This is a genomic window from Polyangiaceae bacterium, from assembly GCA_020633205.1.
Lineage (GTDB): Bacteria > Myxococcota_A > Polyangia > Polyangiales > Polyangiaceae > JAHBVY01.
The window spans coordinates 105,118-131,261 of the sequence record JACKEB010000020.1 but is presented as its reverse complement, the minus strand read 5'-3'; the positions used below and the strand labels follow the sequence as shown (position 1 = coordinate 131,261).

Genomic DNA, 26,144 nt, shown 5'->3' with positions numbered 1-26,144 from the left:
ATGGGGCGACGAGGGGCTTTCCGCTTGACAATCCGCGGCCCTCGCCTTCGCTGATAGCGACCATGGCGATACGCCGAATCCGTGGTGGCTCACACGGGAGCAGCTTCTCCACTGTTTCGAAGTGATAACTTGGGCCGGTCGTCAGTTCGAATGGTTTTTTCCGCGCCACATTTCCGTGCGTTGTGGAGTGAGCCTTCAGTTGTCGAGTCGACGCCCCCTAGTCGTCACTGGCGTTGCCTCGTGGACACGCGCAATTGCGCGAAGGGTTACCGGTGATTCACCTGGCGTTCACCGGATTACGAGACGTTCCCGGCCACCACGGAAGGGTTCGAAACATGAGACTCCGACTTCGATACGGCATTATTTTGCTCGGCGCCTTGAGTGCGCTGAGCGTTGGCGCGTGTGGCTCCGATGGATCCAACGGAGCCACGGGCAGCGATGGTACCAATGGCGACAACGGTTCCAAGGGTGATCCCGGTAGCCAGGGCGACCCTGGTAGCCAGGGCGACCCTGGCAGCCAAGGTGACCCTGGCTCCAAGGGAGACCCGGGCGATAAAGGTGACCCGGGAGATCCGGGAACTCCCGGCGGGCTGGGCGTCGATCTGAACGATCGCCCGAAGCCTTCGATGGTCGGTATCACGCTGCGAGATCCTCGCGGAACTGGCGCGACAAACCTCTCGGAGTACGTGCGTGCGCTGGTGGAGCTGTACGCGACGAATCAGGCGCTTCCAGTAGGACAGTTCCCGTTGGCCGCGGCGTCGACGGACACGGTGCGCTCGCTCGAGGGTCTCGGGCACGAGGTCGTCATGAGTTGGCTCGATCCGCTCAGCTGGGATGACGCAGCCGACGCCCCTCGGTTTGGCGCCAACCCGGACTACATCGCCTACTTCGGTGACGGTTGGTCTGCCGGTGGGAACGCCCCTCAGTTCAATGGTAGCGACGAGGCAGGCTGGATGTGGGTCAACCACGAGTACGTCTCGAACAACGCGCCCACCGCGACCAGCGCACCGGACGGTCAGCAGCTCACGCTCGCGGCATGGACCAAGAAGGCCGGCATGATCGAGACCGATCCACTGGCCGAGGTCTGGAGCGCCGCGGACGTCGACATGATGATCACCATGAACAAGCACATGGTGGGTGGATCCTGGATGCGCGTCATCAAGGACCCGGGCACCGGCAGCTGGAGCGTCGACCGCAACGCGAAGAACGTGCGCTACGACGCCACCAGCAACACGCTGGTGAAAATCACCGGTTACACCCCGGCCAGCGCGGATCACGACGACGCGGGCAACGCGCTGCCGAGCGGCGTGGTGTCTGGCATCATGGGTGACTGCTCCGGCGGAGTAACTCCCTGGGGAACCGTGATCACCGCCGAGGAGAACGTTCAGGACTACTACGGCGACCTCGAAGGCTGCTGGACCAGCAACCAGAAGCTCGTCGCGGGCGCTGGGTGCGACGCTGGCGCGGCGGTCAGCTTCGACCACATGCCGTCGAGCGGCGCGCTGTTCGGGGCTCACTCCGACGCCAACACCACCCATGCACGGGACAACTACGGTTTCATGGTCGAGATGGATCCCGGTGCCCCTGCGGACGAGTACTACGGCAAGACCACCGCCGGCGTCGGCCATCAGAAGCTCGGCGCGATGGGGCGTGCGCGCTGGGAGAACGCCACCTTCGTGGTCGACAACGACTGGCAGTTGATCCCCAACCAGCCTGTCGTCATCTACGGCGGCAACGACCGTCGCAGCGGTCGCATCTACAAGTTCGTTACCACGGGGAACTACACCTCGGGGATGACGAAGGCGCAGATCCGCGACTTGCTGGGCTCTGGAAAGGTGTACGTCGCGCATTTCGCCGGGCTGGACAACGCTGACGGTCTGGTGCTGACTGGCGGCGCCAAGCCCACCTCCAGCGCTCCTGGTCAGGGCCGCTGGATCGAGATGAGCACCACCAGCTCCGACGTGGCCCCCAACGCCGGGAAGCTCGGCGCCAACACCACCGTCGGAGACGCGCTGACGAGCAACACCTGGAACTCGCTGGGCGGCTTCCCGGATGACAACACCGTCCGCTCGGCGCTCTTCACCGCGGCCACCAAGGTCGGCGTGATGGAGCTGAACCGCCCGGAGGACCTCGAGTGGAACCCCCGCGACCCCAGCGGCAGCCCGCTGCTCTACATCGCGTTCACCAAGAACGGCCGCAAGGTTGCGAACGACCAAGACGGCGTGCTCTACGACCCGGCGACTCACGACGCCAACTCCCCGACCCGACCTGATCCGGTGGGCGCGGTGTTTGCGCTACGGGAGGCCAACGCGGCGAACCCCGGTAGCTCCACCACCTTCGAGTACTTCGACGTGTGGCACGGCAGCGAGGGTGTAGGCGTGTTCGACGCCGCCAACCCCGACAACATCGTGATCGACCACGATGGCGGCGTGTGGTTCGGCACCGATGGCAACTGGGGTACGAACGACCACGCCGACGCGCTCTACTACCTCGACCTGAACCCGGCTCACGCCTCGACGGCCACGCCTACCTACGGACTTGCTTTCCGCGTGGTAGCGACGCCGAGCGATGCGGAAGCCACGGGACCGGCCTTCTCTTCGGGAATGAGCACACTATTCTTCAATGTGCAGCACCCCGGCGAGGAAGTCTTCTCGCGCTGGCCTAACTGAGCACGAGTACAGGCGGCTTGACGCGGGGCGAACTCTACTCCCGTCCCGCGTGTCGGCCGTCCGCGTCCAGGCGCCCGTGACTAGAAGTGTGCGGCGTCGTCCACGCGACCTGACACACCCGGAGCGAGCTGGGCAGCTGGCAGCGCAGCCAGCAGCGAGCAGCGACTTGATGTCGCTGCTCGTTTTCTTTTGGGTCTCCCTCCCCCCAAAAGAAGACAAACGCAATGGGCAGGGAGGTCGAGCATGCTGGAGACGACTCGTCTCACGGCATTGGCGATGAGAATTTCGCGCCCGGGAGGCGCGAGAACAAGCAACAGTCTCGGGGGTGAGGTGCGATCTGAGCGCGTAGCTGTGTCTCAGATGTCACCTGGATGTTCGCGATGTGCGGCAATGTCGCCGTCGCCATGCAGCTGCGCCACCATCAACAAGGCTGTATCCTCCGGGATCTAAATCTCGTCTGGACCTGGTTGCTCCTGCTATTCGCGCTGCTCTTCGGTTGCGCGACTGAGCGAGAGAAACAGCAGCCGCGGGCGGCCGCCTACGACCCCCTGGCCTTTGCCAAGGCGCGAGTTGGTAAGGTGGAAAACCTCGAGGCTTCGGTTCCGCCGCAGTGCTACACGAAGACCGACGGGGTGAGCAATCCGTGCTGGACCTGTCACACCCAAAGTCACGGCATGAACGCGATGTCCGACGCGCACCTGCAGCGTGCGTACGCTTTCAGTGACTTCGCGTTGAAGAATCACTGGAGCAATCTGTTCGAGCCTGCCGTCGCCCCTGGCCAAGAAACGGAGGCGGCGCTGCTCGGCTACGTGCGACAGGACAACTACGCGGCGCTACGTGAGGCGCTTCGCTCGCGCAGCGACTTCCCTGGATACAAGCCAGATCTCGATTTCGATGCGGGGTTCGACGAGCTTGGTTTCGCTCGTGATGGTTCTGGTTGGCGCAGCCTGCGGTACAAGCCCTTTCCTGCGACGTTCTGGCCCATGAACGGCAGCACGGACGATGTATTCGTTCGCTTGCCGAAGCAGTTTCGGGAGGATGACAAGGGGGAGGCTTCCGCGGAGACCTACCGCGCCAACCTGAGCCTGCTTGAAGCTAGCTTGGCGAGCGACCCCGCTCTAGAGAGCGCTGCGCTCGACCACCCCATTGAACCGTTGTCGGAGACGGTGGTTGGCTACGACTTGAATGGCGACGGGCGCATCGCAGGCGAAGCTAAGAAGCTCCACGCGTTACCGACGACGTTTTTCGGGGCCGCAAAGGCCATCAAGCTGCGGCGAGGACTATTTCCTCGGGGCACTGAGTTCCTGCACAGCGTGCGTTACCTCGATCCGGATGCACCGAGCTTCATGGCGCGTCGGATGAAGGAACTCCGCTACATGAAGAAAACTCGCGAACTCGATGCATGGGCCGTGATGCGTGCCTACGAGGAGGAGCACGACAAGCGCGACCGTGGCGCGCTCCCCGTATTCCCAGGAGATGCGCTGGTTGGTCTCAAGAATGAGTTTGGGTGGCAGCTACAGGGCTTCATCGAAGACGCTGAAGGGCGGCTGCGACTGCAGTCCGACGAAGAACACCGATATTGCATGGGCTGCCACTCGGGGCTGGGAGTAACGGTTGATCAGACGTTCGCTTTCGTGCGGAAACTACCTGGCGCGGGCGGTTGGGCCGTTCAGGACCTGCGCGGTATCCCCGACGCGCCGCAGCTCGGGCACTCGAAGGGCGAAATCGCCACTTACTTGGAGCGAGTTGGTGGTGGCGATGAGTTCCGCGCCAACGCCGAGGTGCTTCAGCGGCTGTTTCCTTCTGGGCACCTTGCAGCGACCGAAGTGGACAGCAAGCGCGCTGATATCACCGCTCTCGTCTTGCCCAGCCGCGCGCGCGCGCTCCAGCTCAACCAGGCCTATCGCGCCCTGGTACGGAGCCAACGCTTCGATTTGGGGCGTGACGCGCTGCTCGGTCGAGTCCGTAACGTCCACTCGGAGATCGTCAATGGCTCCACCGAACTGGGGACGACCGGCCGCGTCTTCGACGATGGGGAGCTCCGTTTGAGCTGGGACGCGGAAACTCAGTCCCGCTGACAGTTCTCCACAGTTAGGGGATTGCCTGTGGATATTCGTTGGCTGGTCTGGGCTACAGCTTTGCAACGGACCGTGCCAAACGGGACATTTCTGCGCGGTTTCGTCAGTTCGCCACGGAACCTGCAGAAAAGCGAAACCCGCTAAAAAATAGGCAAACCGTGAGCTGCGCGATGGGGTCGTCGGATCATCGCGGTGACACCATGGGCCCACAGCGTCTCTGAAGTGTTCTGTGCCCGGTTTCCGGGCGCCAATTGTTCTCGCTTGGCAACACGTCGCGCGTGCATGTCCATTCTGGCCAGCGCGGCGTTGTCCTACACGTAACTACACGCGCAACGCCCTTCGCAGCGGGGCGCTACGAAGGGCGATACAGCGCGGAAACGAGCGCCGGGTTGGTCGTTCGGCTCACTCGGTGACAGCTAGGGAGGTGCCCACGGCGTCGACTTTGGCTGCCGCAGCGCTCAACCCAGCGGACGCCTTGGTCAGGGTTTGGGCGATCCAGTGAAGCGCTTCGCCCAGCTTCGACTTTCCGAGTCCCAGCAGCTCGCTGGCCTTGCTTGGCTTGGCTTCCGCTGGGGTCTCGGACTCGACGGACTCGATGACGGTCTCTGTGGTGGTTTCTTCTGACATCGCGCGATCTCCTGGTTGTTGGCCGGTCAGGCCGGGTTTCGCGCTGCCACCCCCCGAGCCGTGCGGGCTTGGCAGAGTGAGCGGGCGGTTCGCCCAAAACTCTGGGTGGAGCGCATGCCGCACTGCGGCATAGCGGTTATCCCAGGCCAGGATTGCCGCAACGTGTCAAACAGGCGTCGCTTCGGATTCGCTCGCCAAAAACGTGCAAAAAACGCGGGCAAACGGCCGTTCGGCGCGAGTGCGGCGGGCTGAGCAACTCCGGCTTCGTTAGTGGACTTGCGAAGGCGTGCAACTTGCGTCGCCTTCAGCTGCCCAGCTGGCGATGGCGAGCCAACCCAGCAAACACACCAGCAGAGTTCCGCATATCCAGCGCAGCCAGATGACCGGAACCGCGGCGTGAGAGCGCCCGGCGGGGCTCGCCAACGCGGCCCACCCAGAGGTCAACTGCGGCGAGGAGAACTGTGGCGAGGAAAGCTGCGGCGAAGAGAACTGCGCCATATGCAGCAGTTTCTATGGGTTTCATGGCTGCCGGATGTGACTTCCGCAACATCTGTGGACCAGCTTGGTTCGCTCCCATGAGCGCGGGGTGACAGCGCTGCGTGACGTCGGCGCTGCGTGACGTCGGCGCTGCGTGACGTCGGCGCTGCGTGACGTCGGCGAAACCCTCACTGGAATGCGTTTGCGTTTCGTAAACGACAGAGAATCGTTACGGAGTTGTCACATGCTGGGCGCCGGACCATACTGAGTCGATGCAACACGCTGGCGCCGTCGTCATCCGCTTCCCGCTTGAGCGCGTGCGTCGTCCGCGCGCGTGGCGCACGGGGCGCGATCTCGCGAGCTGGGCGTTGCCGCTTTTTGAGCGAATCCATCGCGAAGAGGTCTGGCTGTTTGCGGCGCTAGTTGTAGCAGGCTGTGTCCTCAGCGCTGTCTCGCTTGGGTAACGGCAAACATTACCTTGCGGAAACTGGCTAGAAGAGTTCTAGCAGCGGTTCGCCATCGTGATTCGCATTGGGCGCGTAGCCCGTAGCCAGGAGGACCGTCGGGGCGACGTCTCGCAGATGACGGACCGAGGGCGACTCGATACGCCCACGTGCTTTCACAACACTTCCAGTGGCGACTAGCCAAACCCGGGAAGACTCCGGGAATTTGGGGCCGTGTTCGGTGAAGTTGTCCGCACGGCCGTGGTCCGTCGTCACGATGAGTAGAGTCCTATCGCCGCGGGCGGCAAACTCCGTCAGCTTGCGTTCGACGGCGGCCACGGTGTCATCGAAGTTCCTCAGCGCGCGCCAGTAGTCGTCGCGCTTGCCTTGGTGCGCGTACTCGTCGGTGTCTCCCAGGCTCAAGAACATGAAGCGAGGTTCGCGACGCTCCAAGTATTCGATCGCGAGCGCCGACGTTCGCGCGTCAGGGCGGTAGCTACCCCAGCCTGGGGTCGACTTACCCGTTTGGGCGTCCTCCCAGGCGCCGAGCAAGCCGACGCGCGCGAGCTCTGGCTCACCGAGCAAGTACTTCTTTCCCGCGCTAACCACCGCGTTCGCGTCGTGGGTGAGCGCGTCGCCAACCGTGCCCCAGGAAGAGAAGACTGCGATGTCTCCCGGGTCTGCTCCTGACAGCTCTTCGACTAGACCGGCTTCGGTGGGAGCCTTGCAGTCGTTCGCCTGGCAGCCCTGAGAAGCATGCCCCGACAGCAGCTCGCGGTAGCCGGGCAGCGAAAGGAATGCAGGACCGCTGGCAGTGATTGCACTGCGGCCATTGGGTGCCCCAATCGCTGCGCCGTCTGAGGTCATCAAGCGATTGAGCGTCGGAAGTTCATCGGCGCCTCGGCTGCTGAACACGTCCTGCCAACGCACGCCATCCGTCGTTAGAAGCACCACGTGGTCGGCTGGCTCGGGGATCTCCCGTGCAATTCGCACGGGTGTTTCCGCGGGGGTACCGGCTCGCACATTCGCCACGGGTGCGCAGGTGAGGGTGCACGTCAGACACGCGACCAGCAGCAGCGCCTGCTGCATCAGCCTGGAAAACCGCGTTCGAGGTAGCGTGTTCATCTCTTGCTACACAACCTCTGCAAGCGCCTTGCCGGCTTGCTTGGGGTGACTTGGAATCAGCCTGGAGCCATCGCAGATGCGCATCGCGTTGCCTCTCCAGGTGACGCTGCGCTTGAACGCTCCGATCATCCACAGCGCAAACACGAGCAGATCCTTGGCGGGAACCCACAAGGCCTGACGTTGGTGTCGCAGTCCGGCCCCGAGCCGCTCGCTGATCAGCGAGTCGAGGGCGGCCTTCAACAGCATGCCGGCGCCTCCAATGAGCATCAGTGTGGACGTCTCGGCCCAGCGTGAAGCCAAGCCCAGCGCCCCAAAGGCGAGCAACAACGCGCACCACACGACAGGGTTCAGCAACGGCTCGAGCACGTACATCCGCGGCGCGATGCGCCGCCGCATTTGGTTCCAGCGTAAGTGCCGCGCGGCAAAGTCCTTCACGCCGCGTTCGGTGTTCACTGCTGTCAGCACAAAACCTGAGAGGGCCACGTCGTAGCCGGCTTGCTTGAAGCGCTGCCCGAGCAGGTAGTCCTCGGCCAGCACGTCCTTCACAGCGCACCAACCACCCAGGGCATTCAGCGCTTCCCGGCGCAGCAGCATGGATTTGCCTACGACACAGGGGTGACTCGCCAAGAGATGTGCGCCGCAAACCGTCGCCGTGATGAAGGAGTTGAGGTGCAGGTTCTCGAACAGGGCACCCACGGAGCGCTGTTCGCTGCCAACCAACACGCTGCTCACCAGGCCAACATCTGGACGGCTGAGTTCCTCTGCCATGGCTCTCAGGTAGCCTGGGCCTGGCCGTACGTTAGCGTCACTGACCAGCAGGACCCCGTGGCGGGCGTGTCGTGTCAGCCACTCGAGGTTGCTTACCTTGGGGTTCAAGCCAATGTCGGGGGCGCCGCTGACCACGCGGATCGAGACGTCGGGGAACTCCCGGACTAGCTGCCGGGCGATCGGAAGCGCCGGATCGTCGGCGTCCCGCGTCCCGAGTACCAGCTCGAACGCCGGGTAGTCTTGAAGGGCGAGCGCCCGCAAGTTGTCGAGCAGCTCTTCGTCGACTCCCTTCAGCGGTTTCAACACGGAAATCGCTGGAGTCGCCTGCGGAGCGCTATCCGAGCGTTCTGAAGTTCGTAGCACCCGGCGGACACAACCGTGGGTGAGCAGAACCAAACCGAAAGAGCTCGCCGCCGCGAGCAATCCTGCATCGGCCACCAGTGACTGCATGCTTCACTCCCTCGGGATTGACACGATAGGAGTGGGCCATGTCGGACTAGTTGACGTGCGGAAACATTACGGAGAACTTGGGGGCAATGGCGTCAAGGCAACGCCCAAGTGTCTTCGTGGTGTCTTGTTGGCTTTGGTGTCTTTAGTTCCGCGTGGCAATAAGGCGGAGGGTGTGAGATCAGACGCCCGCTTTGGCAGCCAACAGGCGGATGACGAGTCGAATACCCAGGTAGAGCACCATGGGACTGAAGTCCAATCCGCCGAGAGACGGTAGGATCTTGCGGATTGGGGCGAGCACTGGCTCGACTAGCGTGTTGCTGATCTTGACGAGCGGGTTGTCTTCGGAGAGCCCGAACCACGACAACAGTGCCGAGCCGAGTACGATCCAGCTGTAGATGTTGAGGGCGAGGAGAACGAAAGAGATCACGAGTGAGGCAATAGAACCACGTTTGGCCTGGGTGCAACCCGTTGCGCCCGGCGAAGGTTCTGTTCGAGGGCAACCAACCAGCGCCGCAGGGCCTTCCTCAAAGCACAAAAAAAGAACAGGCGACTCGAAATCGAGCCGCCTGTTCGGGCTTGGGTCATTAACAGCGCGCCGTGGCGGGCGCGCAAAGGGTGCTCAGTTGGCTGCCCAATCGCACCAGGGGGCCGACATCCAGTTCGCGGTGTCGAAGCCACCTTGGTAGGTCGCCGAGGTGTCGAAGCCAGTGGCCGTGCCTGCCGCACCAGTGGTGAGGGGAGTGCCGCCAGTGATCGCCGTGGTCGGGACCGGGTTCGGAGCCACGCCAGCGCTGCCGCAGTCGATGCCGGGGTCAGCAACGGAGTTGCCGGTGCCAGCGGTGAACCACGCCTGCTCATCGAAGCCGTTGTCGTTGTCCGTCGCGCCCGACTCGGCGTACGCGATGTCTTCGGTCACACCCTTGACGGTGGTGTTGGTGACCTTGACCTTGGGCGCGGTGGTGGTGCCAGCGTCGTCACGGACGTCGAAGCTCGCCTCGAAGCCCTTGAAGATCATGTTGCTGTAGTCGCCTTCGAGGCCCTCACGGAACACGGCGCCGTACTGCGGGTTCGCCGGGTCGGTGCCGAGGCCGCACAGCGTCACGTTCGACGCGGTGACCTGAGACACGGGGACCGCGCCACCCTTGTCGCTGTCACACTCCCAGCCGTTCGGGTCGTCGCTGATGGGCGCAACCTGGCGGCCGAAGAGGAACTGCACCGAGCCTTGGTAGCCCTGGTCCATGTCGAACATGTCGTCGCCGGCGTTGTTGCATACCAGGTGATGCGCGTTCACGGTGCCACCGAACCACTCGAAGCAGTCGTCGAGGGTGTTGCTGATCATGATGTGGTGCATCGTGGTGCCGCGGCCGACGGAGCCGAGGGTCAGACCGTTGATCTCGTTGCCGTCACCGATTTCCACACCGGAATACTCGATGCGCATGTAGGTCATCACGCCGCTGTTGTCGTCGGGATCGGTGCCGCCGTAGAGACCTTCACCGGGGTTCAGACCCTCGATGCTGGGCAGGTCGGTGCCGCTGATCTTGAAGTTGGGCGCCTTGCCCAGAACGATGACGCCACCCCAGTCACCGGGGCCACGGCTTCCCTCGGGAAGCGCGCTGGTGAAGAGGATCGGCTCTGCCTCGGTGCCTTCGGCCATGATCTTGCCACCCTGCTGGATGACCAGGGTGCCGAGGGATGCGCCATCACCTTCGATGCGCGTGCAAGGCTCGATGACGATCGTGGAGCCGTCGCCCACGTTGATCTTGCCCTTCAGGTCCCAGACCTTGTCGCTGGTCAGGGTCACGGTCTGGCCCGCTGCGGGAGCCGTCACGTCGGCGTGCTCGAGGCCAGCGCCGCTCAGGTCACAGCTGGTTCCGCCAGTGCCGGCCGTTCCGCCGTTGCCTGCGGTGCCGCCCTGTGCACCGTTGCCAGCGCTGCCGCCGTTGCCAGCCGTGCCGCCGTCGGCTCCGCTGCCGCCGTTACCGCTGCCGCCAGCGCCACCTTGGGCACCGCTGCCGCCGCTGCCGGGCGTGTCGTCGTCACTGCCACACGCCGTCACTGCGATGGGAAGCAGTGCGATCGCGGACGCTAAGGCTAGATGGGAAATTCGCATGATAGAAGTCCTCCTTGGGTGCGCGGAGAGTGCCTATGCGTCGTGACCCCGAGATAAAGCCTGCGTGACGATTCCATGGCAGTGCGAGAGAAACGCTCACTTGGTAACGCGCGTGTGACGTAGCGGAATGGCGTTCGAGAAGCGGCCTCAGCCTGGCGTCCAAAGCGCGGCAAATGTGAGTCAGCATCAGCCCTTTTGTCGTGGATTTTGGGTTTGGGGGAGGCGGCACCGCGTCCCTAGACGCTGCACGTCCGCTACACCTGAAGCAGCCTGGGCGAGTCACTTTGAACCACTGATTGTAAATCCGTAAGGAAACTAAGGCATGGAGTGACGACAAGTGCCCTGCCTAACCGTTGCGGACCCGGGGATACCACACGCGCGGCCTCCCAATGAGGGCGGGGGCGCTGCTCGACCTCACGCCGTGGTCGACAGCCCAAGTCGCAACGAGTTCTGTTCATCTGCTCCCGGGCGCACCCTCACCCCCAAAACCAGCCACGCTGAAACGAACGGCCGCTGAAACCAACGGCCACTCAAACCAAGAGGCACCGGTGTAGGGGGCCTCCGTTCCAGCCAAAAACAGCTGCCTAAGTAGCGCCCCTTACGCAGGCTCGCAGCTTCGATATATTTCTCGGTCTACTGAGGAGCTCCCATGAAGACCACGACCCTAGCGCTTTCGACCCTGATGCTTGCCCTGCTGGCCTGCAAGGAAGAGAAGAAGGAAGAACCGGCCGCCACGGCTGCCACCGCTGCCGCTCCAGCGCCTACCCCCACGGAAACGGCCGCTCCGGCCGCAACCGAGGAAGAGAAGAAGGAAGAGAGCCCCATCCCCGATATCCCGGAAGGTCGCTCAAAGCCACCGACGGTGGCGGAGTGGAAAGCAGCGACGAACATCAACACGCAGGAGGTCAACTCCCAGCCTGACAAGTGCTTCATGCGCATCGTGCGCGAGTGGCTGAAGGTGAACTGCGAAGGGGATGTGCAGGGCTTCACCGGAATGGAGAACTTCGGGAACGAAATGGCCGACTACTTCCAGTCGGTGAAGCCGGGTAAGGTCGCTGACTTCGTGGTGCGCCTACGCAAGGGCAAGACCATGAAGCTGCGCATCCAACGCGGCAAGGACGGCGAGGCGGTGCTCTTCGTGAACTGGCCGGCAGGCGAGGAGAAGCCGACGATCGTCGCCCTCGGACGCGGGGTGAAGTAGACAAAACGAGGAGAGCGGGGCAGCCATGCCGACGCCCCGCTCTGATGTTCGGAACTGATGTTTCCTTGAGGAATCAATAGGTGTAGCCGGCGCCGATCGAGAAGTCCATGCCCTTGGTGTACTCGTCGATCACGTTGTCGCCGTCGTCGCTCTTGCCTTGAGTGCGCGTGAAGGGCGAGTTCAGGAGGTTTGCGGCAGAGAACTTGAGTTCGAGGTGCTCCCCGAAGTCCTTGGCGACGACGAAGTCCAGCTGATGACGCGGCTGCTGATAGACGTCGGGCAGACCCTCGAAGCCAACCGCGACGATTTGCTTACCGACGACGTTGTAGAGCAGGCGGGCTTTGACGCCGTTTTCTTTGCTCGAGTAGTCGATCGCAGCGTTGATGGTGAACGGCGGCTGATTCGACAACGGGCGTTCCCGCGACGTGCTGAAGTCGTTGGCGTCCGAGAGTGTGACGGTCGAAATGCCGATTGTCGCGTTGGCCACGGCGCTGAAGTCGCTGAGTGACTTCGAGACGAAGCCGAGGCTCTTGCGGCCTTCGACCTCGAAGCCAACCATCTTCGCGCTCTCGGAGTTCTGGTAGGTGTAGAGGCCGTCGTCACCAGCGGACTGCACGGTCTGCTCGATGGGATCCTTGAAGTACTTGTAGAACACGCTGGCGGCGACGATCTCTTCGAGAGTTGGGTAAAACTCGAAGCGTGCGTCGAGGTTCGTGATCTTGGTCAGCGTCAGGTTCGGGTTACCGGCCTCGGAGTAGCCGCCGAAGTAGTTGCTGAAGGTGAACGGCGCGAGCTCACGCAGCTGGGGGCGCGCAAGAGTGCGCGTCGCGGAGAAGCGCAGCTTGGTCTTCTTCGAGGTGTCGAACACCAAGCCCAACGATGGCAACATGTCGGTGGACTTCAGGTCCGTCGAGACGGCGCGGTCGTCGGGTGAGAACGGGTCGAAGGAGCTGATGTTTTGGCGGGTGACTTCGATGCGCTCGCCGACGATGACGCGAAGCCAGTCAGTCAGGGCCGTGTCGCTCATCACGTACACGGCGTAGACGTCGAGGCCCGCGGTGTAGGCGTCGTTATCGAAGGTGGTCTCGTCTAGCTGGATGACGTCGCCGATGTTGTCCTGAGTGAAGAGCTTGTCTGGGCAATCGAGGCGCCAGCTCTCGCACACGAAGTCATCGTCCGGTGACCCGGGGCGCCGCCGGAAAGCAAAGCGCCGAGAGTCGAACTCGCGATCGCGGGTGCTGATGAGGCCGCCAAACTTCACCTTGGCGGATTCTTGATCTTCGCTCAGTGGCTGGGTGTAGTCGATGCCGGCGCCGATCGAGGTCTCGGACTGATCGGCGTAGAAGTGCGAGCCGCTCTCGGAGCCGTCGATGTACACCACGGAGCCGTCGGGTTGACCCTTGTAGACGGTGTCGCGGGTATCCGGTTCCTCGCGGAAAGCCTTCGCAAGGGACAGGTTCCACTCGAGCAAGCCTCGGTTCGCGTCCTCGAAGGTGTGCTCACCCTGGAGCTGTCCGAAGTTCAAGACGCGGCTGATGAACTGCAGGCGGGTGCTGGTCAAGACCGCCTGACGCGTCTCGTAGAAGCCTTGAAGCACGCGCGCGGTGTCGTCGGAGCTCTGACTGCGAAGGCCGGTCAGAGTGATCTTGTGGTTGCGGCTCAGCTGATAGGTCAGGGTGCCGAAGGCGCCCCAGCGGACCTTCTCTTTGCCACTCTGCTCCCGCAGGTCAGCGAGCAGATCGAGCCGCTGTTCGGTGTCGTTGAAGTCGAACTTGCGGCGGATTCGATCTTCGACCACCTCCCAGGAGCGCGAGTAGTTGAGGGAGCCGACCAGACCGAGCTTCTGCTCCTGCCCGAGCTTCCAGGTCTTTCCGATCACGACGGACGCGCTGTGGCTTGGTAGCGTGAACTTCTCCTGGGCGCTCATGAAGGAGTTGATCTTGCGCCCGTTCGCTGTGAGCTCGTCCTGGGTGAGGAACTCACCGTCGGGTTTGCGCGTGGTGCGCGAGAGCTTGTAGTCGGGGACATCCGGGAGCTGGCGCGTGCCACCGTCGAAGCCGAGCCAGTCCGTGTTGCTGCCTCGGTAGCTCAAGCGGTCCTGGAAGGTGGCCTGGGTGTTGAAGCCCACACCGAGGGTCGCCTTGAACAGGAATTCCTCGGGCAGATCGCGAGTTTTAATCCGCACGGAACCGCCGGCGAAGTCGCCCGGCTTGTCCGGCGTGAAGGTTTTCGCGATGGTCAGGCTCTCGAGCACCAGGCTCGGGAACAAGTCGAGGGGCACCGCTTGACGGTCAGGCTCTGGGCTCGGAAGGGGCGCTCCGTTGAGCTGGGCGTTGGCGTAGCGGTCGCCGAGGCCGCGCACGTACACGAATCGCCCATCGACGATGGTCGCGCCGACGACGCGCTGGGCGGCTTGGGCTGCGTCCTTGTCTGGAGTTTTCGAGATTTCACCGCGACCCACGCTGTCGCCCATCGCGGCTGAGCGCTGACGCGTGAGCGACAAGCCGGCGAGGCCTGACGTATCCGCCTTGGTCTCCACGACGAACGTCTCCACTGCCTTCTCGTCGGGACGCAGCTTGATGTCCAGCTTCGCGATCTTGCCGCCGGTGATGATGATGCCGTCCAGGCGCTGGGTGTAGTGCGCGTCGTAGGCGATACGGATGGTGTACGTGCCTGGCTTTAGATCCAGACGGAACTGCCCGTTGACGTCAGTGAACACCTTCTTGTCCGTGCCGACGACTTCCACCTCGGCTTCGACTAGTGGCTCCTCGTATTTGGTGTCGCGGACGGTGCCCGTGAGTGCGCCCTTTCCTGCCTCTGGCTTTTCCGAGAGATCGGTCTCGCCCATCTCCTCGTCGCTGTACTCCTCGAGGTCATAGCCCGAGTCGTCACCACCTCCGGCGGGCTTGTCCTCGGGCTTCTTGTCCTCGGGCTTCTTGTCTTCAGGCTTCTTGTCCTCGGGAGGCGGTTCGTCGCCTTCATCCGTCGGGACGATCGTCTCGCCTTCTTCGTCCCCCGGATCGTCTGCCGGTTGAGCGAAGGCGTGCTGACTCAGCGTTAGCGGCGCGAGTAAGGCAAGGACTGGGAGGAAGCGAAAGCGGGACCTCATGGAAACCTCTTCGAGGAGCCGCGCCAGTGGACGCAGCTCGGCGTCGTACGGACACCAAGCGATGGGTCCGGTAGTGCTGGGTTGTTCGCGACGTACCTCCGCCGGTACGCCTGCTAGTTCATCGCGCCAGCGCGGCGCGTTTCGAGTCGTCTGTGCCGCTCAGCGGCGCGGGGTGTAGGCGAGGTGGCGTATGGCCGGTTCGCGGGCGGGAAGATAGAGGATTCGGGAGGCTCCGGGGGGAGTCGGTCGAAAGCGCTACAAGCTCGTTACTGCCCTGTAACACTTCGGTCGGCGTGTCGAAGTGGAATTTCCTGGGGGATATTCAAGTCGGCATACGTCTGGAACGAGCTTTCGTTCTGTACTACTCCGCGACCTTGTCCGTGAGCATCGCGATTGAGCGTGCGCCTCCGCGGCGTGCGAGGTCCATCACCTCCACGGCCTCGGCGTAGCTCGCGCCGTCGTGGGCGTCGAAGTAGAGCACCTTGCTCTTTCGCGACGCCATCATGCGTGGCAGCCGAGTCGGCAGCTCGCCCTTGGTGACAACGGTCTGATTCAGCTTCACCACGCCTTGAGCATTGAGGGTGAGCACCAACGGCGGCTCGGGCTGGTTGGCAGGTGGCGGCGTGTCTTCCTTGTCCTTCTTCGGCAGGTTTAGCCAGAAGGTCTTGGTCAACATCGGGGCCACGACCATGAAAATGATCAACACCACCAGCGCCACGTCGACCAACGGGGTGATGTTCACGTTAGGCGGGTTGCCGTGCTTGGAAGATCCAGAGGGTGCGGTGAATGCCATGGCGATGTCTTGGTGTGGGGCCGAGCCAGCTGTGGGCCGACCTCAGCCGTCCTTCTTCTTCTCTTCGACCTTCAGGCTGACGCCCTTGAAGCCGATCTCTTGGATCAGGCCAAGCGTCGTGCGCACGCGCTCGTAGGGCACGTTGACGTCGGTCTTCAGCAGCAGCTGGCGGTCCGCCGTCGTGGAGTGGATCTGCTTCAGCTCACGCTTCAGCGTCTCCTTATCCACCTTCTTCTCTTCGAGTACCGTGGTGCCATCTCCGGAGAGGGTGATCTCGACAGCGTTGTCGTCTTTCGGTTTTGGATCCGCTTGCTCGATCTCGGGCAGGCGGACCAGGTCGTTGTTCAACGCAGGCGCCACCACCATGAAGATGATGAGCAGCACCAACACCACGTCGACGAGCGGCGTGATGTTGATGTCCGGCTCAGGCTGCTTTCCGCGCTTCGACGAGCCCAGGCTCATTCCCATAGCGATTCTCCATCTCGTCGAGTAGCTCGCTGGAAGAGCGAGCCAAGGTGAGTTCGATCTGGTTCACACGGCCGGTGAGGTAGTTGAAGAAGAGCACTGCCGGGATGGCGATCATCAAGCCGAGCGCGGTCTCGAAGAGCGCCTCGGAGATACCGGTCATGACGGCGGCCATACCCGCGTCGCCACCGGAGCCGATCGCCTTGAAGCTCATGATGATGCCGATGACGGTTCCGAGCAGACCAACGAAGGGCGCGACGGAAGCGACGGAGCTCAGCACCGTGAAGCCGCGGCGTAGCTCCGCACCGATGGTCTCCTTGGTGCGCTCTGCTTCGTTGCGCGCCATCTCCACCGGGGTGAGGCCCTTCTCAGCTCGCTCGAGGCCGCGCTGATAGCGCTGCATCATCGCGCCGATGGTGCGCGCCAGGGTGGACGCCTTGTGCTTCTCCGTCAGCGCGATGATCTCTTCGATGCGCCACTCGTCGAGCAGTGCGGCCGCCTTCTGTACGAAGGTGCGCGATTCGCTGTTCGCCTTGGAGAACGCCAGGATGCGCTCGACCACCACGCCGATGGTGGACACGCCCATCGTGAGGAGGATGACGGCGATGGCCTTGTTCAGGCCACTCATGTGATGCCAGATTTCAATCGGGTCGAGGGTCATTGAAGTGCTCCGTTTGGGCAGCTCGGTTCGCTTGGGGTTCGCGTTGCGAGTGCAAGGACTAGTATTTGCTTGTGGAAAATGGTTTGCGCGAGACGCTCTGGGGTCAGACGCTAGATTTTGATCTTGAAGGGGAAGCGCGCGAACTTGACGACCGGGACGGCTTGTCCCAACTCGTTCTTCGCGGGGCTGAAGGTCCAGCTCTTCACGGCGGCCTCGCACACGCCGGTGAGTTCAGCCGGGCCGCGCACTGCCTTGACTGCGGCAGTGCTGCCCGACTCGGTGATGACGTAGCGCACGACGACCACGCCTTCGATGCCCGCGGAGCGCGCAGAAGAGGGGTAGCTCGGGTAGGGGCGGTTCTGAGGAACTGGCTGTACCGCGACCTCGTTGGCGCGGAACACCTTCTTCTTCTCAGGCTTCGGCGGCGGAGGCTTGGGCTTCTCTGCGGTGGGTTCAGCCGTCGGCTTTGGCGCCGCTTTGCCGGTGCCCTTGCCGCGCCCGCCACCACCGGCGTTCGCGTAGGGGTCGCCGCCACCAGGCGTGTCACCCACGGGTGCGTCGGTCTCCTTGGGCGCTTCCTTGGGGATCTCCTTCGGAACGACGAGCTTCGGCATCACCGGTCCGGCAGCGCGTGGCGCCGGCTCGGGATCCACCTCTTCTTCGACTTCAGGCTCGGGCTCAGGCTCAGGAGTCTTTGCCAGCTGAACGTCGACGATGTCTTCTTCCTTCTGGATGATCTCGGTGACATTGCCACCTGCAACCGTCAGGAAGGCGAGAAGCCCCGACATGCAGAGGACGCCCATGGCGAGGCCTGCAGAGAGCCGTCCAAAACGGCCGCTGTCGCCGTCGTCGTTCGTCCACTTCTTGGGGTCCATCGGTGGTCGGGACCCTGCTCGTGTTGTGTGACGGCATCGTGGCGTCTCGGCAAAATAGGAGTAAAGGAAAGTCGGTTTGGCGTCACGAACGCTCCAAGGCGTTGCAGCGTTGTCACACGAGTCCAGCCTCGTCGTCGCCGGCAGTCGTAGCCATCAAACCGTCACGCAATGGCCGCTGTGGAGCGCTCATCTACAGATTGTTCGAGAGCGCTACGATCACGTCACCTCACGGTCACGCTGCCTCGGTACTGCCACCGGCTCAGATGACTCGCATTCTCGTCATTGACGACGAAGAGGACATCCACACCGTCCTGCAATACAACCTCGAGCAGCTTGGGTACGACGTGACCTCGGCACTCAACGGCAAAGAGGGGCTCAAGCTTTGTCGGGAAATGGTGCCGGAACTCGTCGTGTTGGACCTCATGCTCCCCGATCTCGCAGGGACGGAGATTTGTCGTCTACTGCGATCCAGTCCCGTGACCGCGCACATTCCCGTGATCATGTGTACAGCGCGCACCGAGGAAATCGATCGCGTGGTCGGCTTCGAGCTCGGCGCGGACGACTATGTTACGAAGCCGTTCAGCGTGCGCGAGTTGGCCTTGCGAATCCGCGCGGTACTACGCCGCAAGTCAGGTCCGCCTCCCGCAAACGGTACCCTCGAGTTTGGCGACCTGCGCATCGATCGCGATGCCCACCGCGTGTGGGTTGGTGAGACCGAGGTCGAGCTGACCGCTTTGGAGTTCAAGCTGCTGGTGACGCTCTGCGAGCGTCGGGAGCGGGTGCAAAGTCGCTCGGTCCTGCTCGACAACGTGTGGGGTATGCGTGGCGATTCCTCTACCCGCACCGTCGACGCACACGTGAAGCGTCTACGGGAGAAGCTGGCGCACGCGCGAAACCACATCGAGACGGTGCGCGGCGTTGGCTACCGCTTCACTGGCCGCGGCTGACCACGCGCGAGGACCCGCCAGTGAAGCGCTGAGACCTGCCAAAGGTAGATGATTCGACGCCGTAGTGGCTGCGGGCTGTCGCTGCTCCGCGGGCTGAACCGTGAGCAGTTTCGGCGCTTTGGCTCGCTCGTTTGGGGGTGAGGCGCGCCGTTCTGTGACGTTGCCGATCGCGAACAGCCGGTTTACCCGAGCTGGCGCTGGCTGTCGGCCCCGGATAGGCTCCACACCTGTCACTTCAGCGTCACACTGGGGCGTTACTCAGGGGCAACCCAATGGCCAGAATTGTCGTCGTCGAAGACGAAACCGATCTCCAAGAAGTCCTGCGTTACAACTTGGAGCAAGTAGGGCACGAGGTGCTCCAGGCGCTGCGTGGTACCGAAGCGCTGAACCTCGTGCGGGAGAAGCGCCCCAACCTGGTCTTGCTCGACCTGATGTTGCCCGACATGCCGGGCACCGAGGTGTGCAAGCAGATCAAGGACAACTCGTCCACCCGCGGCGTGCCGGTGATCATGCTGACCGCCAAGGGGGAGGAGATCGATCGCGTGGTCGGCTTCGAGCTCGGCGCCGATGACTACGTCATCAAGCCCTTCAGCGTGCGGGAGCTGCTGCTGCGTATCAACGCGGTGCTGCGCCGCGCCGAATCCGGAGGCGACATCAAAGAGGACGTCGTCGAGTTCGGTTGCTTGAAGTTCGCTCGCGACGCGCATCGGGTCTGGGTGGAGGACGCTCTCGTGGATCTCACGGCCCTCGAGTTCCGCTTGCTGACCACGCTGTACGATCGGAAGAACCGAGTTCAGTCTCGAGGCACCCTGCTCGAAGACGTCTGGGGCATGGATTCCAGCATCACCACGCGCACCGTGGATACCCACGTGAAGCGCCTCCGCGAGAAGCTCGCCAACGCACGGGACTACATCGAGACCGTGCGTGGTGTGGGCTATCGATTCGTGGGCACGCCGGAAGAGGCGGCGATGCATTGAAGCTAGGCCTGCGAGCGAAGCTGACGCTCGTTGCTCTGCTGTTGATTGGCGTCGCCATTACGGCGGCGTTCTTGTTCATGCGTCGTGAGGTCCACAGCGTGCTCGTGGACCACATGACCCGCGACCTGGTGACGCGCGCGCAGTTGATCGCCGATCAAGTCAGCGAGGTGCAGCTACCTGACGACGACGTCAAGGACTGGGACGCGCTGGCCGATCGCCTCGGCAAAGCCTCCAAGGCCCGCGTTACCTTGATTGCCGCCGACGGGCGGGTGCTTGGTGACTCGGAGGTGCCCACCGGCGATTTGGCGGCGCTGGAGAATCACTCGGAGCGGCCGGAGGTGGTCGAAGCATTGAGTTCAGGGCGCGGAATCTCAGAGCGCCACAGCGCCACCATTGGTCAAAGTCAGCTTTACGTTGCGGTACCTGTTCAGCGAATGGCGCCGGGTGGTCCAAAGGTGGCGAGGCTGTCGATCGAGCTGGAGGAAGTGGAAGGCGCGCTTCAGACCCTGGAAAAAGGGCTGCTCCTGGCTTCAATCCTGGGCCTCGCGATCGCCGTGCTGCTCGCAAGCTTCGCTGCCAAGAGCCTCGCCAACACTGCGACTCACCTTACAGAGGTGGCCGAGCGCATGGCAGACGGCGATCTCACGGCTCGCGCGCGTATCCGCAAGGAAGACGAACTCGGCCCCCTCGGTGCCGGGCTCGACTTGCTCGCCACGAACCTGTCTTCGACCCTGGACGAGCTCACGAGCGAGCGCGACAAGATGAGCAGCATCCTCGAGAGCATGCGCGAGGGAGTGATGCTGATCGACACGTCGGGTCACATCCAGCACGTCAACCCCGCGCTCCGCGAGATGCTGCTGCTGAACAACGACGTCGTGGGTAAGACGCTGCTGGAGACCGTGCGCCAGTCCGAGCTTCACGAACTGCTCGAGGCCGCGAAGAAGTCGCGGAAGCCCGGCAGCGGTGAGATCGAGGTGCGGGGTCTGAAGCCCCGCATCCTGCTCGTGCAGGTGCAACCCGTGCCGGAACAGGGATGGCTCTTGGTGTTCTTGGACGTCACTCAGATGCGGCGACTCGAGGGCATGCGGCGCGACTTCGTGGCCAACGTCTCCCACGAGCTGCGCACCCCGGTTGCCTCGATTCACTCCGCGGCCGAGACCCTAATGGGAGGCGCCAAGGACGACCCCAAGTTTGCGGGTCGCTTCATCGACATCATCGACCGCAATGCGATCCGCCTGCGTGACTTGGTTGAGGACCTGCTGAGCTTGTCGAGCATCGAGTCTGGTTCTTTCCGCCTGCGACGGGAACCCCTGGCGGTGCGTCCGTTCGTGCAGCAGGTGCTCGGGATGTTTGACGGGCGAATCAAGAACCGTCGCTTGCGTATCGATCAGGATTTCCCTGAGGATTTACCGTGTATCAACGCGGACGGCCGCGCGATGGAGCATATCCTCAGCAATCTGGTGGACAACGCTATCAAGTACACCACGGACGGAGACGCCGTCCGTATCGCTGCCAAACGCGTTGGCGATGTGGTCGAGATCGGCGTGTCGGACACCGGACCTGGTATCCAGGAAGAGCATCTCGCGCGACTGTTCGAGCGGTTTTATCGTGTGGATAAAGGGCGCTCCAGGGACCTCGGCGGTACCGGTCTTGGCCTCTCGATCGTCAAGCACCTCGTCGAAGCTCATGGTGGCAACGTGGGGGTCGAGAGTACCCTGGGCGTGGGTACACGGTTTTGGGTGACGTTGCCCGTCGCGCGCGAAGAGATGACGAGCCACCCCTCGGCGAGTTCGATGCCAGTCGCAGTCGCCGAGCGGCTGCAGTAGCTCGGTTGACCACCAAAAGGTGGGCCGCTGCACGAGCGGCGGGGCAGAGCGGCGGGGCAGAGTGGCATGGCCGAGGTGCAAGGCCTGCGCAGGCGGTCTTTGCCGCGTCGCGGCGACGGCACCTGTAGGGGCTCCTCTCCCCCCAAAAAAGCCATGGATTGTTCTGATTCGGAAATCCGGCTGGCAAAGGTTTCCAATTCGGCCACGACACTGCGGCGCAGCTTCGGCACGCTCGAGGCGTAGGGGAAGCGTCGTTTGGTGGCTGGATCCGTCTCAAATGCCGCCCGAGGAATTGCGGCATCTTGCGTCGTTGTGGTCTCGGTATCGGCTCATCTGTGCACGTTCTTGCGGCAACGTGGTCAATTCAGGGGAGCCGGGGTACGCTTGAACATTCGTTGAGCTACTGTTCCCAACACGTCGGTTGGGGGCTCATGAAGCCAGCGATTTCCGTCGTAGCTAACTCTGGCAAGAGGCCAAGTTGGGGGTTCTGGGGCCAAGTCTGAGGCAAGCCGGAACGTACCGTGATCGAGTTCGAAGCATGTCCCGTCTGCATACTGACCGCGAATACGAGAAGGAGCTGAGCGCGCTGCGCGAGCGCGTCCTGCTCATGGGTTCGCGAGTCGAGGAGATGGTGCACGACGCGATGCAGGCGTTCGCCACACGAGACGCCCGCTTGGCTCGCACGACATCCAGCATCGACGCCCACATCGATCGCCTCGAAGTGGACATTGATGAGCGCTGTCTGAGGCTGCTTGCCCGGCGCCAGCCGGTGGCGGGCGATCTTCGCTTCATCACGACCGCGCTCAAGTTGGTGACTGATCTGGAGCGCATCGGGGATCTGGCTGCGAACATCTGTGAGCGCACCATCGAGCTCTCGGACCATCCACCCCTCGAGGTCGAGACCGACCTGCCGGAGATGGCTCAGGTGACCTCAAGCATGTTGAGGGATTGCCTGGACGCATTCGTGACGAAGGACGTCCCGAAAGCTCAGCGCGTGATGGAGCGAGATTCTCAGGTGGATGCGGCCTATGCGCAGACGTTTCCCGCGTTGAGTGTCCACATGGCGAGCGACCCCGAAAACGCGCAGCGCTTGCTCTCTGTGGCGCGCTATCTCGAACGGATCGCCGACCACACGACGAACATCGCAGAGATGGTGGTGTTCATGGTGGCGGGAACTGACGTGCGTCACAACCAGCAGGTCGCGACGGGCACTGCCTGAAGTAGTTCACGTCGCCTTCAGACAACGCTCAGGCTGCGCTCAAGCAGCGTCATGGCGTTCCGCCCATGCTGATGGAGTGGAAAATCAAGATCTCCAGGAGCTGAGCGTGGGTGAGGAGCTACGGCGCATGCCGATTCAGCGTCGCGCCCGCAACACGGTCGAGGTCATCCTGACCGCGGCGGAACGAGTCCTACTCGACAAGGGCTACGAGGGACTGTCCACCACACAGGTCGCAAAGGTCGCAGGCGTCGGTATCGGCAGCCTGTATCAGTACTTCTCCGGGAAGCGGGAGTTGGTGCGAAGTCTGTTCGCGAGCCAGTCAGGGTGGTTCGAACAGCAGCTGTGCGAGCTCTCGAAGGAGCGCTTGCCTCGTCTGGGCCGGTTGCTGCTCGAGCGTCGCAGGCGCGATCGCACGTTGTATCGTGCCGCGGTGGATGGCTCGAACTGTGACCCGAGCTTCTGCGCGATCCTCCAGACCCTAGAGCGCTGTGCCCCCGAGCTGACGGAGGTCGAGTGCTTCCTCGCGGCAAGCGCAATTAGCGGTGCGGTCGACCGCGTCGCGCTCGACCGCCCGCAGGCGCTCGACACCGCCGAGCTAGAGGTGGCGCTCGCGGCGCTGGTGCGCCGCGTACTGCCTCAGGCCGTGAGCGCCCCGGAGCTGGTGAGTTGCTCGACCACGCGCACCGCCAGCGCGTCCATGTCGTCACTCGGCGCCGCTGGTTGCTCTCCGCCGATCATTTGAGGCGTGGCGCTGCGATAGCCCTGGAGGGCGCTACGAGTGTCGCTCGACAGGTTTCCGACCCACACCACGATGGCGCCCACTTCGAGCAAGGGCCTGAGGGTGAAGAGCGCCGCCTCCGCGTTGCCGACCTGACTGCCATCAACCGTTACCGCGAGGTAATTACGGTCGAATAGCACGCGCTCTAGCGCGAAGCCCAGCTGCTTGCTGGTCGCGGCATCACCGGGCAGTTCGATCAAGAGCGCGGCGTGGCCGAGGCGCTGACGACGCTCCAGCGCCGAGACCTGACTGCCTTGGTCCAACGCGCCGTCGCCCGGGGACGATCCCTCCGCGCTAGTCTGGCCTGAATCCACGATCATTCCGGCGGCCACCGTGTCGTTGGTGACCGAGTCGATGACGATGAAGGCCCCGGTAGCGCGATTCTGCGAGTAGATGTCGATGAAGAGCGGGCGGTGCGCCTTCACTCTGACCCGGCCGATCTCGTTCAGCGCCAGTCCGCTCGCTTGGGTGGGCTCCAGAGTCTCGAGGTCGGTGTGGGAGAGCACCTCGCTGACCTCGGCCCTGACGTACTGCGCGGTGTGCTTGATGAAGTAGCTCTTGCCGACGTCTAGCGGAGCCTCACTCATCCACACCAACATGGCCTCGAAGTTCTGCGCCACCTTCGGGCGCTCCGAGGCGTGCACCAGCATGTCGCCCCGACTGACGTCCACCTCGTCTTCGAGGCGCAAGGTGACGCTCATCGGCGCGAACGCCTCATCCAACGTGCCGTCGAAGGTGTCGATGCTCTTTACTCGGCTGGTGCGCAGCGATGGCAACACCACGATCTCGTCGCCACGCTTGATCCGCCCGGAAGCGATCTGCCCGGCGAAGCCACGGTAGTCGAGGTTCGGGCGCTGAACGTATTGCACCGGGAAGCGCAGATCGCTGAGGTTGCGGTCCTCTGCGATAGGCACGGTTTCGAGGTGAGCGAGCAGCGTCTTTCCGCCCGCCTCGCTGTACCAGGGCATCTGGTCGCTCGTGTGCACGACGTTGTGCCCCCGCAGCGCGCTGATGGGGATGAACGTGACGTCTTTGAAGCCCAGGCGCCTGGCGAACAGGCTGAACTCCTCGCGGATCTCCTCGAAGCGACGCTGATCGTAGTCGACCAGATCCATCTTGTTGATACACACGAAGAGGTGGGGGATGCCCAGTAGCGAGGCGATGTATGCGTGGCGCCGCGACTGCTGCAGTACGCCGAGGCGCGCATCGATCAGGATGATCGCGACGTTGGCCGTGGAGGCTCCGGTCGCCATATTGCGCGTGTACTGAACATGCCCAGGCGTATCGGCGATGATGAACTTGCGATTTTCTGTGGAGAAATATCGGTAGGCGACATCGATCGTGATGCCTTGCTCGCGCTCGGCTTTCAGACCGTCGGTAAACAGAGAGAAGTCGATCTCGATGTCGGTCTGCTTGGAGGCGCGCTTGACCGCCGATAGCTGGTCTTCATATACGCCGTGGGTGTCGTGGAGCAGTCGCCCGATGAGGGTCGACTTGCCGTCGTCCACGCTGCCCACCGCCACAAAGCGCAAGAGCTCTTTGTTCTGGTGTTGCTCGAGGTAGGCCTCGATGTCTTGCTCGATGAGCTCCGACTGGTGAGTCATTAGAAGTATCCCTCGCGCTTCTTGGTCTCCATCGAGCCTTCCTCATCGAAGTCGATCAGACGCCCGCCGCGCTCCGAATAGCGGGTGAGCAGCATCTCGCGGATGATCTCCGGGAGCGTCGTCGCGTCCGAGCGCATGGCACCGGTCAGCGGGTAGCAGCCAAGAGTACGGAAGCGAACTCGTTCGAGGCTCGGAGTCTCCCCCGGGAGCAAGCGCATGCGCTCGTCGTCAACCATCACCAGCTGCCCGTCGCGCTCGACGACCGGGCGCTCCGCCGCGTAGTAGAGCGGCACGATCGGGATATTTTCCCGATGGATATAAAGCCAGATGTCGAGCTCGGTCCAGTTCGAAAGCGGAAAGACGCGGATGCTTTGACCCTTGGTGATCTTACCGTTGTAGGCGTTCCAGAGTTCGGGGCGCTGGTTCTTGGGATCCCAGGTGCCGTGCTCATCGCGGAAAGAGTAGATGCGCTCCTTGGCGCGGCTCTTCTCTTCGTCTCGACGAGCGCCGCCGAACGCCGCGTCATAACCACCCGCCTTCAGCGCTTGGAGCAGCGCCTGGGTCTTCATGATCGTGGTGTACTTCTGGCTCCCGTAGTCGAACGGGTTGACGTTCTGCGTTTTCCCCTCCTGATTCGTGTGCACCTTGAGGTCGAGCCCGAGCTCGGCACAGTAGGCATCCCGAAACTCGGTCATCGCCTTGAATTTCCACGTGGTATCAATGTGGAGCAGGGGGAACGGCAGCTTCCCGGGGTGGAACGCCTTCTGGGCTAGCCGAAGCATCACCGAGGAGTCCTTCCCGATTGAATACAACATCACCGGGTTGTCGAACTCGGCGGCGACCTCCCGAATGATGTGGATGCTCTCGGCTTCGAGCTGCTTGAGGTGGGTCAGGCGTTGGGTCAGCAGGGGGGCATTCACGGCGCTCTCCATACAGGGATGC

General features: G+C 63.0%; 20 protein-coding genes. 8 read left to right on the top strand and 12 right to left on the bottom strand.

Features of this window, described 5'->3' with window-relative positions; genetic code table 11:
- The first annotated feature begins 335 nt into the window (after positions 1–335).
- Together H6718_31800 and H6718_31795 are read left to right on the top strand one after the other, a co-directional pair.
- Complete coding sequence (locus H6718_31800) at positions 336–2,669, top strand: DUF839 domain-containing protein (protein MCB9590042.1); 2,334 nt, start codon at positions 336–338, stop codon at positions 2,667–2,669.
- A gap of 371 nt (positions 2,670–3,040) precedes the next feature.
- Positions 3,041–4,747, top strand: coding sequence for a hypothetical protein (locus H6718_31795; GenBank protein MCB9590041.1), 1,707 nt, complete (start codon positions 3,041–3,043; stop codon positions 4,745–4,747).
- Positions 4,748–5,149: 402 nt separating this feature from the next.
- On the opposite strand, the gene H6718_31790 is transcribed toward H6718_31795, so the two are convergent.
- From H6718_31790 to H6718_31770, 5 genes are all read right to left on the bottom strand, one after another.
- Entirely contained in the window at positions 5,150–5,374 is a 225-nt protein-coding gene (locus H6718_31790) for a hypothetical protein (protein ID MCB9590040.1), read from the bottom strand.
- A 968-nt stretch (positions 5,375–6,342) separates the two neighbouring features.
- Positions 6,343–7,419 (bottom strand): hypothetical protein, encoded by a 1,077-nt coding sequence (locus tag H6718_31785; GenBank protein ID MCB9590039.1) that lies wholly within the window; start codon positions 7,417–7,419, stop codon positions 6,343–6,345.
- A 6-nt stretch (positions 7,420–7,425) separates the two neighbouring features.
- The gene (locus H6718_31780) at positions 7,426–8,637 is read right to left on the bottom strand and encodes a glycosyltransferase (protein MCB9590038.1); all 1,212 of its coding nucleotides are present in this window, start codon (positions 8,635–8,637) and stop codon (positions 7,426–7,428) included.
- Positions 8,638–8,815: 178 nt separating this feature from the next.
- Complete coding sequence (locus H6718_31775; protein MCB9590037.1) at positions 8,816–9,064, bottom strand: YggT family protein; 249 nt, start codon at positions 9,062–9,064, stop codon at positions 8,816–8,818.
- A 192-nt stretch (positions 9,065–9,256) separates the two neighbouring features.
- The gene (locus H6718_31770; GenBank protein MCB9590036.1) at positions 9,257–10,747 is read right to left on the bottom strand and encodes a hypothetical protein; all 1,491 of its coding nucleotides are present in this window, start codon (positions 10,745–10,747) and stop codon (positions 9,257–9,259) included.
- A gap of 649 nt (positions 10,748–11,396) precedes the next feature.
- On the opposite strand from H6718_31770, the gene H6718_31765 reads away from it, so the two are divergent.
- Entirely contained in the window at positions 11,397–11,948 is a 552-nt protein-coding gene (locus tag H6718_31765) for a hypothetical protein (GenBank protein ID MCB9590035.1), read from the top strand.
- Positions 11,949–12,021: 73 nt separating this feature from the next.
- On the opposite strand, the gene H6718_31760 is transcribed toward H6718_31765, so the two are convergent.
- The 5 genes from H6718_31760 to H6718_31740 form a co-directional block, all read right to left on the bottom strand.
- Positions 12,022–15,057, bottom strand: a complete 3,036-nt coding sequence (locus H6718_31760; protein ID MCB9590034.1) for a TonB-dependent receptor — start codon at positions 15,055–15,057, stop codon at positions 12,022–12,024.
- A 361-nt stretch (positions 15,058–15,418) separates the two neighbouring features.
- Positions 15,419–15,850: a biopolymer transporter ExbD gene (locus H6718_31755; protein ID MCB9590033.1), complete on the bottom strand. Its 432-nt coding sequence runs from the start codon at positions 15,848–15,850 to the stop codon at positions 15,419–15,421.
- 42 nt (positions 15,851–15,892) lie between these two features.
- On the bottom strand, positions 15,893–16,318 hold the full coding sequence (locus tag H6718_31750; protein MCB9590032.1) for a biopolymer transporter ExbD: 426 nt from the start codon (positions 16,316–16,318) through the stop codon (positions 15,893–15,895).
- Positions 16,275–16,976, bottom strand: coding sequence for a MotA/TolQ/ExbB proton channel family protein (locus H6718_31745; protein ID MCB9590031.1), 702 nt, complete (start codon positions 16,974–16,976; stop codon positions 16,275–16,277). Before H6718_31745 ends, H6718_31750 begins: the two co-directional genes overlap by 44 nt.
- Positions 16,977–17,086: 110 nt before the next feature.
- A complete protein-coding gene (locus tag H6718_31740; GenBank protein MCB9590030.1) occupies positions 17,087–17,851 on the bottom strand; it encodes a TonB family protein in 765 nt (254 codons plus the stop codon).
- Between the two features lie 263 nt (positions 17,852–18,114).
- Between H6718_31740 and H6718_31735 the strand changes: the two genes are divergently transcribed.
- From H6718_31735 to H6718_31715, 5 genes are all read left to right on the top strand, one after another.
- A complete protein-coding gene (locus tag H6718_31735; GenBank protein MCB9590029.1) occupies positions 18,115–18,798 on the top strand; it encodes a response regulator in 684 nt (227 codons plus the stop codon).
- 272 nt (positions 18,799–19,070) lie between these two features.
- The gene (locus tag H6718_31730; protein MCB9590028.1) at positions 19,071–19,775 is read left to right on the top strand and encodes a response regulator; all 705 of its coding nucleotides are present in this window, start codon (positions 19,071–19,073) and stop codon (positions 19,773–19,775) included.
- The gene (locus H6718_31725) at positions 19,772–21,601 is read left to right on the top strand and encodes a PAS-domain containing protein (protein MCB9590027.1); all 1,830 of its coding nucleotides are present in this window, start codon (positions 19,772–19,774) and stop codon (positions 21,599–21,601) included. Before H6718_31730 ends, H6718_31725 begins: the two co-directional genes overlap by 4 nt.
- A 538-nt stretch (positions 21,602–22,139) precedes the next feature.
- Positions 22,140–22,820: a phosphate signaling complex protein PhoU gene (phoU, locus tag H6718_31720; protein MCB9590026.1), complete on the top strand. Its 681-nt coding sequence runs from the start codon at positions 22,140–22,142 to the stop codon at positions 22,818–22,820.
- 76 nt (positions 22,821–22,896) lie between these two features.
- Positions 22,897–23,562, top strand: coding sequence for a TetR/AcrR family transcriptional regulator (locus tag H6718_31715; protein ID MCB9590025.1), 666 nt, complete (start codon positions 22,897–22,899; stop codon positions 23,560–23,562).
- On the opposite strand, the gene cysN is transcribed toward H6718_31715, so the two are convergent.
- Entirely contained in the window at positions 23,457–25,202 is a 1,746-nt protein-coding gene (gene cysN, locus H6718_31710; GenBank protein MCB9590024.1) for a sulfate adenylyltransferase subunit CysN, read from the bottom strand. The two genes, H6718_31715 and cysN, sit on opposite strands and share 106 nt — an antisense overlap.
- The gene (cysD, locus tag H6718_31705; protein ID MCB9590023.1) at positions 25,202–26,134 is read right to left on the bottom strand and encodes a sulfate adenylyltransferase subunit CysD; all 933 of its coding nucleotides are present in this window, start codon (positions 26,132–26,134) and stop codon (positions 25,202–25,204) included. Before cysD ends, cysN begins: the two co-directional genes overlap by 1 nt.
- Between the last annotated feature and the right edge of the window lie 10 nt (positions 26,135–26,144).

Coding starts and splice junctions, on each gene's coding strand:
- H6718_31800 (MCB9590042.1), top strand. CDS start 336: ATGAGACTCCGACTTCGATACGGCATTATTTTGCTCGGCGCCTTGAGT.
- H6718_31795 (MCB9590041.1), top strand. CDS start 3,041: ATGTTCGCGATGTGCGGCAATGTCGCCGTCGCCATGCAGCTGCGCCAC.
- H6718_31790 (MCB9590040.1), bottom strand. CDS start 5,374: ATGTCAGAAGAAACCACCACAGAGACCGTCATCGAGTCCGTCGAGTCC.
- H6718_31785 (MCB9590039.1), bottom strand. CDS start 7,419: ATGAACACGCTACCTCGAACGCGGTTTTCCAGGCTGATGCAGCAGGCG.
- H6718_31780 (MCB9590038.1), bottom strand. CDS start 8,637: ATGCAGTCACTGGTGGCCGATGCAGGATTGCTCGCGGCGGCGAGCTCT.
- H6718_31770 (MCB9590036.1), bottom strand. CDS start 10,747: ATGCGAATTTCCCATCTAGCCTTAGCGTCCGCGATCGCACTGCTTCCC.
- H6718_31765 (MCB9590035.1), top strand. CDS start 11,397: ATGAAGACCACGACCCTAGCGCTTTCGACCCTGATGCTTGCCCTGCTG.
- H6718_31760 (MCB9590034.1), bottom strand. CDS start 15,057: ATGAGGTCCCGCTTTCGCTTCCTCCCAGTCCTTGCCTTACTCGCGCCG.
- H6718_31755 (MCB9590033.1), bottom strand. CDS start 15,850: ATGGCATTCACCGCACCCTCTGGATCTTCCAAGCACGGCAACCCGCCT.
- H6718_31750 (MCB9590032.1), bottom strand. CDS start 16,318: ATGGGAATGAGCCTGGGCTCGTCGAAGCGCGGAAAGCAGCCTGAGCCG.
- H6718_31745 (MCB9590031.1), bottom strand. CDS start 16,976: ATGACCCTCGACCCGATTGAAATCTGGCATCACATGAGTGGCCTGAAC.
- H6718_31740 (MCB9590030.1), bottom strand. CDS start 17,851: ATGGACCCCAAGAAGTGGACGAACGACGACGGCGACAGCGGCCGTTTT.
- H6718_31735 (MCB9590029.1), top strand. CDS start 18,115: ATGACTCGCATTCTCGTCATTGACGACGAAGAGGACATCCACACCGTC.
- H6718_31730 (MCB9590028.1), top strand. CDS start 19,071: ATGGCCAGAATTGTCGTCGTCGAAGACGAAACCGATCTCCAAGAAGTC.
- phoU (MCB9590026.1), top strand. CDS start 22,140: ATGTCCCGTCTGCATACTGACCGCGAATACGAGAAGGAGCTGAGCGCG.
- cysN (MCB9590024.1), bottom strand. CDS start 25,202: ATGACTCACCAGTCGGAGCTCATCGAGCAAGACATCGAGGCCTACCTC.
- cysD (MCB9590023.1), bottom strand. CDS start 26,134: ATGGAGAGCGCCGTGAATGCCCCCCTGCTGACCCAACGCCTGACCCAC.